This window comes from Streptomyces sp. URMC 123 (assembly GCF_051386515.1).
Taxonomy (GTDB): Bacteria; Actinomycetota; Actinomycetes; order Streptomycetales; family Streptomycetaceae; genus Streptomyces.
Map to the genome: position 1 here is coordinate 1 of NZ_JBPQTV010000272.1, position 8,820 is coordinate 8,820.

The following is an 8,820-nucleotide window of genomic DNA, read 5'->3' on the forward strand; positions in this document are numbered from 1 at the left end:
CCCGTACGCTCCGCCCCCGCCCGCCTCCGCGCCGGGGCCGGAGCGTACGGGCCCGGGCACCGACCAGGACTCCGACCCGAAAGCCGACGCGGAGCCGAAATCCGACGCCGAGCCGACAGCGAACGCCGACGCGGGCACCGACTCCGACACCGACTCCGAGCTGGACGCCGACGCCGACGCCGATGACGACGACGAGCGGCAGAGCAGGCCGGGCCGCGGCGAGGTCGGCCGGAAGGTCCGGCTGCACACCGGCACGGCCACCGTCGACGGGGAGCGGGCCGACTACCGCTTCGCCTCCGTGGCCGCCACCACCCCCGGCGGGGAGACCGTGACGGTGTCCGCCGGCGCCCCGCTCGCCACCGAGCGGCACGCCGTCGCCGAGGTGCGCACCGCGATGCTCGCCGGGCTGCCGGCGCTGCTCGTCGTCGTGGCCGGCGTCACCTGGCTGGTGACCCGGCGCGCCCTGCGGCCCGTCGAGGCGATCCGCGGCGAGATGGCCGCCATCACCGCCTCCGCCGACCTCTCCCGGCGGGTGCCGGAGCCCGGCACGGGCGACGAGGTGGCCCGGCTGGCGGCCACCACCAACGAGACCCTCGCCGCGCTGGAGGCGGCGGTCGACCGGCAGCGGCGGTTCGTGGCCGACGCCTCGCACGAGCTGCGCAGCCCCATCGCGTCGCTGCGCACCCAGCTGGAAGTGGCCGTGGCCCACCCGGAGCTGCTGGATGTCGCGGGCGCGGCCGCCGACACCGTACGGCTGCAGCGGCTCGCCGCCGATCTGCTGCTGCTCGCGCGGCTGGACGCGGGGGAGCGGCCGCGGGAGGGCGGCCGGGCCGACCTCGCCGAGCTGGTGCGGGCGGAGCTGTCCGAGCGGGCTGCCGAGCGGACGGCCGGGCGGGTGCCGGTGCGGATCGGGGAGCTGCCGGAGCGGCTGGAGGTGCCCGGCTCGCGCGCCCGGCTGGCCCAGGTGCTGACCAATCTGCTGGACAACGCCCAGCGGCACGCGGCCTCGCGGGTGACGGTCTCGGGGCGGCGGGAGGGCGATCGGGCGGTGCTGGAGGTCGCCGACGACGGCGCGGGGGTGCCGGAGGCGGAGCGCGAACGGATCTTCGAGCGGTTCGTCCGGCTCGACGACGCGCGCAGCCGCGACGAGGGCGGCGCGGGTCTGGGGCTGGCCATCGCCCGCGATGTGGTCACCCGGCACGGCGGCACCCTGGGGGTGCGCTCCGCGCCGGGGGGCGGGGCGCTGTTCGAGGTGCGGCTGCCCCTGGCGTGAGCGGGTGTCGTACGCGGCTCGCCGGGCCGGGGCCGGTCCGGGGAGCCGCGTACGACAGGGGCTGACGAGCCGCGTGCGACGGAGGGGCTACGAGCCGCGGCGCTGGGCCCGCAGGTGGTCGGCGATCGGCTGCAGCGAGGCGCGCAGCGTCTCCAGGTCCTCCGCCGACAGCAGGTCGATGAAGTGCTTGCGCACGGAGGCCACATGGTGCGGGGCCACCTTGCGCATGGTCTCCATGCCCTGCTCGGTGAGGACGGCGAAGAGCCCGCGCCGATCGGACTCGCAGTTCACCCGGCGCACCAGGCCCGCGTTCTCCATGCGGGTGATCTGGTGGGAGAGGCGGCTCTTGGACTGCAGCGTGGCGGCCGCGAGGTCGCTCATCCGCATCCGCCGCTCCGCCGACTCCGAGAGGTTGACCAGGATCTCGTAGTCGTTGTTGGTCAGTCCGAACGGCTGAAGATCCTTCTCGAGCTGGTGCATCAGCAGCTTGTTGACGTCCAGATGGGTGCGCCAGGCGCGCTGCTCCGCGTCGCTGAGCCAGCGGGTGGCCGTCTCGGTCTCCATAGGAAAATTCTACCCATAAAAGTTGAATGGTGAACTAATGTCGGAGGTGTGATGCGCCTCACGTGCCGGCCCCCGCGCGCACGCGTTCGACATCACACTCCGCAGACTACCGCTCACAGCCCGAAGCGACGCTGGAGGTCTCCAAGCTGTCCGGGAAGCTGCGGCACGCCCGACCCCGGTCGCTGGCCCGGGTGGTGGCCGCCGCCCGGAACGCCCGGCTCGTGCGGCACCGTGCCGGTCGCGATCTCGGGCATCAGCTGCTCGCTCGACTGGAGCAGCACCTGACCCGCGCCCACGAACTCGAACTGGTGCTCCTCGCCGGAGCTGCCGCCGACGCCGGTCAGCGCCCGCAGGCCCCCGACCACGCCCCGCAGGTACTCGTGGTCGTAGTGGTGGCACGGCGAGGGGCAGTCCGCCCAGCCCACCAGCGCCTGCGGGTCCACCCGGATCGGCGGCTCCACGAAGACCACCGGGCCGTTGGAGGCCGCCACGAACTTCCCGGTTCCGATCAGCGTCACAAAGCCCGGGATGATCGACTGCTTCAGCGACAGACCGGGCTGGAACGCCAGGAGGTTGCCGGACCTGATGGTGAGGTTGCCGTCCTCCAGGTCGAAGGAGTTCACGTCGAAGGCCCGGTCCGCGAGCAGCATCTTGCCCTGGCCCTCGGCCACCACCCAGTCCGCGGCGTGCAGCGGGGAGTGGAAGTTGCCGGCCACGAGCCGGTCGAGCCGGCCGTGGCCGATGCCGTGGAAGTCGATCTGCCCGTAGTAGGCGATCATCTTCCCCTTCTGCAGGAACCACTGGCCCTTGAGCTCGACGCAGAAGGTGTAGGGGTTGACGTTGTCGTCGACCGGCAGCGTGTACGGGTCGAACACGGCCGGACCGCCGGCCAGGGGGGTGGTCACAGCTTCTCCTCCGATGCCTGGACGTACACCGCGCCGCTGCCGGACAGCTCCAGCTGGAACGCTTCGCCGGAGCCGCGCCCGACCATGTCGCGCCAGCCGAGCGCGGTGGACAGCTTGTTGCGGACCTCGCCGTGGTGGGCGACGTACGCCTGCGGGTCGACGTGCACCGGCCGCTGCGGGGTGATCGGCAGTTCGATCACTCCGCCGTGGGCCATGACCGCGACCGAGCCGTGCCCCCGCAGCGTCGTGGTGAACAGGCCCTGGCCCGTCACCTGGCCGCGCACCATGCCCATCACCCCGCCCTGGGAGCCCATGAACATCGTGCCCTGCTCCAGGGTGCCGTCGAAGGCGAGCAGCCGGTCGGCCTCCACGTAGAGGGTGTCGCCGGCGAGCTGGATCACCTGGATGTGGTGGCCGCCGTGGCCGAACATCACCGTGCCGCTGCCCTCGACCGTCATCAGGGGCGTCGCCTCGCCCGCGACCCGCCGCCCGATCATCGAGGCGAGGCCGCCCTGGCCGCCCTGGATGTTCGGGGTGAAGCTGACCTGACCGGTGTACGCCAGCATCGCGCCGCGCTGGCTGAACAGCCGCTGGCCGGGCTCGATCCGCGCCTCGACCATCTTGGAATTGATCTCGCGGAACGGCATCAGATCTCGCCCCCGACCGTGTTGCGCTCGCTGGGCTGGACGTAGACCAGTCCGTCGCCCTCGAAGCGGATCTGGAAGGCCTCGCCGGAGCCCTCGCCGACGAGCGTGCGGAAGTTGACCCCCGACTGGAAGTGCTGGCGCAGGTCCCCGGTGTGCGCCACATAGGCGCCGGGGTCCACCTGGAGCGGATACTGCGGGGTCACCCGCAGCACCACCGCCGGGCCGTCGGACATGATCGCGGCCTGTCCGGTGCCCTCGACGGTGGTGGTGAACAGGCCGTTGCCCTGGGCGCCGCCGCGCAGCCCGGTGAAGGAGGTGCCGGTGCGCAGCGCGGCGTCGGCGCACAGCAGATTGCTGGCCTCGACGTAGAGCTTCTCGCCGTTGAGCGAGACGAGGTTGATCTCGCTGGCCCGGTCGGCGAAGTAGCACGTGCCGTGCCCCTTCACCTCCATGACCTCCATCTGTTCGCCGGTCAGCCGGCGGGTCACCATGCCGCGCAGGCCCTCACCGCCGCCGGACATCTTCTTGAACGCCATCTGGCCGTCGTACGCGACCATGGCGCCGTTCTTCGCTTTGACGGCGTCGCCGGTCATGTCTACGGCGAGCACTTTGCTGCCTTGGAGTCGAAACTGAGCCACGACACGAGACGGTATCCGGCGGCAGCCGGGTCCGAACAGGGGCTATGGGCCCGGAGGGACCCCGGGGCCGGGCCGCGCCGCCGCCTTTGTCACAATGGGGCCGCGCGCTTGTGCGCCGATTCACAAGCTTGATCGTAGTGATCGGGCGGGGGATCGGCGTCCCGCGTGCCCGGACACGACCCAGCCCCCCGCCGAACCGTCACACACCGAAGGTGCCCCCGTGGACATCAAGACCGCTTCCGCCCTGCGCCGCCTCCGTCTGGTCTCCCTCCCCGAGGCCATCTCGTTCCCGCTGCTGCTGGTCTGCTCGTGGCTGAAGCGGAACACCGACTTCAACGCCGTTCCGGTGATGGGCTGGGTCCACGCCATCCTGTTCCTGCTGTTCGTGGTCTTCCTGCTGGACGCCTGGAACCGGACCAAGTGGCCCCTCAAGCGCCCGGCCCTGTTCTTCGTGCTCGCGGTGCTGCCGTTCGGCGGCTTCTTCGCCGAGCGCATGCTCAAGCGGGAGATCGAGGCCGGTGTGATCGCGGCCCGCGCCCGCCGCGAGGGCGTCGTCAACGCCTGACGAACCGGGCTCCCGCCCCTTGATCGCCGCGCCCCGCCTCGGTCGCCAGCGCGATCCCGAGCGGGGTTCTCTCGTATATGACCTGGTGGCCGTCGCGGTGCGAGACGAGCAGCCCCGCGCCGCGCAGCGCCGACAGATGGGACGACACCGACGACGGCGCGAGATGGAGGCGCTGGGCCAGCGCGGTCGTCGTCGCCGGCTCGGCGAGCGCGGTGAGCACCGTGGCCCGCCCCCGGCCCAGCAGCGTGGCCAGGGCCTCCGGCGGCCGCCCGGCCGTCTCGCCCCACAGCGCGCCGGCCCCCCGGGCGGGGTAGACCACCACGGGCCGGCCGGACGCGCCCACCTGGCCCACCACGTCCGGCCCGACGAAGACGCTCGGCACCAGCGTCAGCCCGCGCCGCCCGTCGAGGGTGCGCACGGCGGGCCGCGCCTCGGCGGGCGGGGACGGCTGCCCGGCGGGCCGCGCGCCGGTGGGCGGGGACGGTTGCCCCGCGGGCCGCGCGCCGGTGGGCCGGCCCTGCTCCGGGAGCCGGGAGCGCGCCGCCGGGCCGCAGCCGGCCGCGGCCGCGGTCACGGCCGGGGGGTCGGCGGGCGGGCCGCCCGCCCAGGAGAGCGAGGGGTGCAGCTCGGCGAAGAACCGCTCGGGCCCGCTCTCCGTCAGCCGGCGGGAGTGGAAGGCCACGTCGGCCTCCAGCAGGGTGCGCAGCCACGGCCAGTGCGGGGCGAGCACCGCCTTCCAGGTCAGCTCCAGCAGATCGGCCAGGTCCTGTACGGCCCGCGCCGGGTCGGCGAGCAGGGCGCGGCCCCGCTCGGAGTGCGCCGCGCCGGGGGTCCTGGCCAGGGCCCGCACCAGCTCGTCCCGGGCCCGCGCCGGCGCCGTGGCCCGCACCCGGGCCAGCTCGTCCTCGACGGAGGCGACCGGCCCGGCCGGCGGCGGGCAGAGGAAGTCGGGGCCGTGGCCGGCGTCGGGGGCCAGCAGCCACAGCGGCCGCAGGTCGAGCCCGGCGGCGGCGTCCCGCATCCGGCGCGGCCAGGGCAGGGGGGAGCCGTACCGGGCCGGCCGCTCCAGCACGCGCACCGCCTCCCGTACGTCCCGCAGCGGGGAGATCGCGAAGCGACAGCGCGTCAGGTCGTCCGCCTCCAGGCGGATGCTCAGAGGCATGCGGGCCGCCCTCCCTCCGGGCCGGGCGCCTGGCGCATCGAGAGGCCAAGGGGCCGGCGGCCCTCGCACTTTCGGCCCTGCCCGAATGGCCGGGCCGCGCCGGGACTTCTACCCGGAGCGGGGCCGGGGCATGCGGGCCGCGGTTCCGATCCGCGAGACGCCGGGGCCCACCATGTGACCGCCGGGTAGGCTCGGGACCGTGCCGAAGCCCCTCAGTCTGTCGTTCGACCCCATCGCGCGCGCCGATGAACTGTGGACCGCGCGCTGGGGCGCGGTGCCGTCCATGGCGGCGATCACCTCCATCATGCGCGCGCAGCAGATCCTGCTCGGACAGGTCGACGCGGTGGTCAAGCCGTACGGGCTCACCTTCGCCCGGTACGAGGCGCTGGTCCTGCTGACCTTCAGCAAGGCCGGCGAGCTGCCGATGTCGAAGATCGGCGAGCGGCTGATGGTGCACCCGACGTCGGTGACCAACACCGTCGACCGGCTGGTGCGGTCCGGGCTGGTGGCCAAGCGGCCCAACCCCAACGACGGCCGCGGCACCCTCGCCGCCATCACCGACAAGGGCCGCGAGGTGGTCGAGGCGGCCACCCGCGATCTGATGGCCATGGACTTCGGGCTCGGCGCGTACGACGCCGAGGAGTGCGCGGAGATCTTCGCGATGCTGCGCCCGCTGCGGGTCGCCGCGGGCGACTTCGAGGAGTCCTGACGCGGGTCCGCGGGGCGCCGGCCGCGGCGCGGGGAGCCCGTCGGGGGCCACCCGCGCAAGGATCACGCGCGCCTGCGGTTACGCTCGTAGCCATGAAGCAGAGCGTGCTGTCCCGCTACCGGGTGATGGCCTACATCACCGCCGTCTGGCTGCTGGTGTTCACCGCCGCGATCGTCGCGAAGTACGGCTTCGAGGTCGGCGACACCATGCTGATCTCCCAGATCCACGGCGTGCTGTTCATCATCTACGTCATCTTCGCCTTCGACCTGGGGTCCAAGGCGAAGTGGTCGTTCGGCAAGCTCCTGTGGGTGCTGGCCGCGGGCTGCATCCCGCTCGCCTCGTTCTTCGTCGAGCCGAAGATCACCCGCGAGGTCCGGCCGCTGGTCACCGACGCGGACCCGGCGACCGCCGAGGCGTGAGCCCCGGTCGCGCCCCGGCGCGACCGCTCCGCGTCCCCGGCCGCGCCCCGGCGCGCCCCCTCGGCCCCGTGCATGGTGCACGGGGCTGTGCCATCGACAATTACTAGGACGTCCTAGTAAATTCGTGGGTATGGATGCCGACGCCATCGACGAGGGCCGCCGCCGCTGGCAGGCCCGGTACGACGCGGCCCGCACGCGGGACGCCGACTTCTCCACGCTCTCCGGTGACCCGGTGGAGCCCGTGTACGGTCCCCCGCCGGGCAGCTCCGTGCCCGGCTTCGAGCGCATCGGCTGGCCCGGGGAGTACCCCTTCACCCGGGGCCTGCACCCCACCGGCTACCGCGGCCGCACCTGGACCATCCGGCAGTTCGCCGGCTTCGGCAACGCCGAGCAGACCAACGAGCGCTACAAGATGATCCTCGCCGCCGGCGGCGGGGGCCTCTCGGTCGCCTTCGACATGCCGACCCTCATGGGCCGCGACTCCGACGACCCCCGCTCCCTCGGCGAGGTCGGCCACTGCGGGGTCGCCATCGACTCCGCCGCCGACATGGAGATCCTCTTCCGGGACATCCCCCTCGGCGACGTCACCACCTCGATGACGATCTCCGGCCCGGCCGTGCCGGTCTTCTGCATGTACCTGGTCGCCGCCGAACGCCAGGGCGTCGACCCGGCCGTCCTCAACGGCACGCTCCAGACCGACATCTTCAAGGAGTACATCGCCCAGAAGGAGTGGCTCTTCGCCCCCGAGCCCCATCTGCGGCTGATCGGCGACCTCATGGAGTACTGCACGCGGGGCATCCCCGCGTACAAGCCGCTCTCCGTCTCCGGCTACCACATCCGCGAGGCGGGGGCCACGGCCGCGCAGGAGCTCGCGTACACCCTCGCCGACGGCTTCGGCTACGTCGAGCTCGGCCTCTCGCGCGGCCTGGACGTCGACACCTTCGCCCCCGGCCTCTCCTTCTTCTTCGACGCGCACATCGACTTCTTCGAGGAGATCGCCAAGTTCCGCGCGGCCCGCCGCATCTGGGCCCGCTGGATGCGCGACGTCTACGGCGCCCGCACGGACAAGGCGCAGTGGCTGCGCTTCCACACGCAGACCGCGGGGGTCTCGCTCACCGCCCAGCAGCCGTACAACAACGTCGTACGGACCGCCGTGGAGGCGCTCTCCGCGGTGCTCGGCGGCACGAATTCGCTGCACACCAACGCGCTGGACGAGACGCTCGCGCTGCCCAGCGAGCAGGCCGCGGAGATCGCGCTGCGCACGCAGCAGGTGCTCATGGAGGAGACCGGCGTCGCCAACGTCGCCGACCCGCTGGGCGGCTCCTGGTACGTCGAGGCGCTCACCGACCGGATCGAGGCCGACGCGGAGAAGATCTTCGACCAGATCAAGGAGCGGGGGGCGCGCGCGGTGCCGACGGGGGAGCACCCGATCGGGCCGATCACCTCCGGCATCCTGCGCGGCATCGAGGACGGCTGGTTCACCGGCGAGATCGCCGAGTCCGCGTTCCAGTACCAGCGGGCGCTGGAGAAGGGCGACAAGCGCGTCGTCGGCGTCAACTGCCACGAGGGCTCCGTCACGGGCGACCTGGAGATCCTGCGGGTCAGCCACGAGGTGGAGCGCGAGCAGGTGCGGGTGCTCGCCGACCGCAAGGCCGCGCGCGACGAGGCGGCGGTGCGGGGGGCGCTGGGCGCGATGCTGGATGCCGCGCGCGATGGCGGCAACATGATCGGGCCCATGCTGGACGCGGTGCGGGTGGAGGCGACGCTCGGGGAGATCTGCGGGGTGCTCCGCGAGGAGTGGGGGGTCTGGACGGAGCCGCCGGGCTTCTGACGTCTTTCCCGGCCTCCGGCCGGGAGCCGTCCCCCCCGGCCTCCGGCCGGGGACTCCCCACGTTCACGTTGCCCGTGACGTCCCGCCCTTTCGGCCCGGGCCACCCC

At 73.2% G+C, this 8,820-nt stretch carries 10 protein-coding genes; 5 read left to right on the forward strand and 5 right to left on the reverse strand.

From position 1 onward, the window contains the following. Positions 1-160 precede the first annotated feature (160 nt). Complete coding sequence (locus ACSNOD_RS24360) at positions 161-1,273, forward strand: sensor histidine kinase (RefSeq protein ID WP_436769187.1); 1,113 nt, start codon at positions 161-163, stop codon at positions 1,271-1,273. Positions 1,274-1,360: 87 nt separating this feature from the next. Here the strand turns inward: ACSNOD_RS24360 and ACSNOD_RS24365 are convergent, their stop codons facing one another. From ACSNOD_RS24365 to ACSNOD_RS24380, 4 genes are all read right to left on the reverse strand, one after another. Further along, the gene (locus ACSNOD_RS24365) at positions 1,361-1,837 is read right to left on the reverse strand and encodes a MarR family winged helix-turn-helix transcriptional regulator (protein ID WP_436769178.1); all 477 of its coding nucleotides are present in this window, start codon (positions 1,835-1,837) and stop codon (positions 1,361-1,363) included. A 113-nt stretch (positions 1,838-1,950) separates the two neighbouring features. Continuing rightward, positions 1,951-2,742, reverse strand: a complete 792-nt coding sequence (locus tag ACSNOD_RS24370; protein ID WP_436769179.1) for an AIM24 family protein — start codon at positions 2,740-2,742, stop codon at positions 1,951-1,953. Continuing rightward, positions 2,739-3,389 (reverse strand): AIM24 family protein, encoded by a 651-nt coding sequence (locus ACSNOD_RS24375; RefSeq protein WP_436769180.1) that lies wholly within the window; start codon positions 3,387-3,389, stop codon positions 2,739-2,741. Before ACSNOD_RS24375 ends, ACSNOD_RS24370 begins: the two co-directional genes overlap by 4 nt. Beyond that, positions 3,389-4,027 carry an AIM24 family protein gene (locus ACSNOD_RS24380; RefSeq protein WP_436769181.1) on the reverse strand — a complete coding sequence of 213 codons (639 nt, stop codon included), beginning with the start codon at positions 4,025-4,027 and terminating at the stop codon, positions 3,389-3,391. The genes ACSNOD_RS24375 and ACSNOD_RS24380 overlap by 1 nt, the downstream gene beginning before the upstream one ends. A 220-nt stretch (positions 4,028-4,247) precedes the next feature. Here ACSNOD_RS24380 and ACSNOD_RS24385 point away from each other — a divergent pair, with 220 nt between their 5' ends. Beyond that, entirely contained in the window at positions 4,248-4,592 is a 345-nt protein-coding gene (locus tag ACSNOD_RS24385; RefSeq protein WP_436769182.1) for a DUF3817 domain-containing protein, read from the forward strand. Here ACSNOD_RS24385 and ACSNOD_RS24390 read toward each other — a convergent pair. Then, complete coding sequence (locus ACSNOD_RS24390) at positions 4,582-5,754, reverse strand: helix-turn-helix domain-containing protein (RefSeq protein WP_436769183.1); 1,173 nt, start codon at positions 5,752-5,754, stop codon at positions 4,582-4,584. The two genes, ACSNOD_RS24385 and ACSNOD_RS24390, sit on opposite strands and share 11 nt — an antisense overlap. Positions 5,755-5,953: 199 nt before the next feature. Between ACSNOD_RS24390 and ACSNOD_RS24395 the strand changes: the two genes are divergently transcribed. The 3 genes from ACSNOD_RS24395 (at position 5,954) to ACSNOD_RS24405 (ending at position 8,713) form a co-directional block, all read left to right on the forward strand. Next, positions 5,954-6,463 carry a MarR family winged helix-turn-helix transcriptional regulator gene (locus ACSNOD_RS24395; RefSeq protein WP_436769184.1) on the forward strand — a complete coding sequence of 170 codons (510 nt, stop codon included), beginning with the start codon at positions 5,954-5,956 and terminating at the stop codon, positions 6,461-6,463. A 92-nt stretch (positions 6,464-6,555) separates the two neighbouring features. After that, positions 6,556-6,882, forward strand: a complete 327-nt coding sequence (locus tag ACSNOD_RS24400) for a DUF3817 domain-containing protein (RefSeq protein ID WP_436769185.1) — start codon at positions 6,556-6,558, stop codon at positions 6,880-6,882. Positions 6,883-7,012: 130 nt separating this feature from the next. Further along, the gene (locus tag ACSNOD_RS24405; protein ID WP_436769186.1) at positions 7,013-8,713 is read left to right on the forward strand and encodes an acyl-CoA mutase large subunit family protein; all 1,701 of its coding nucleotides are present in this window, start codon (positions 7,013-7,015) and stop codon (positions 8,711-8,713) included. Positions 8,714-8,820: the final 107 nt, after the last annotated feature.

Bases quoted from the DNA above. Each gene is read 5' to 3' on its own strand.
- ACSNOD_RS24375 (WP_436769180.1), bottom strand. From the start codon at position 3,389: ATGCCGTTCCGCGAGATCAATTCCAAGATGGTCGAGGCGCGGATCGAG.
- ACSNOD_RS24400 (WP_436769185.1), top strand. From the start codon at position 6,556: ATGAAGCAGAGCGTGCTGTCCCGCTACCGGGTGATGGCCTACATCACC.
- ACSNOD_RS24405 (WP_436769186.1), top strand. From the start codon at position 7,013: ATGGATGCCGACGCCATCGACGAGGGCCGCCGCCGCTGGCAGGCCCGG.
- ACSNOD_RS24365 (WP_436769178.1), bottom strand. From the start codon at position 1,837: ATGGAGACCGAGACGGCCACCCGCTGGCTCAGCGACGCGGAGCAGCGC.
- ACSNOD_RS24390 (WP_436769183.1), bottom strand. From the start codon at position 5,754: ATGCCTCTGAGCATCCGCCTGGAGGCGGACGACCTGACGCGCTGTCGC.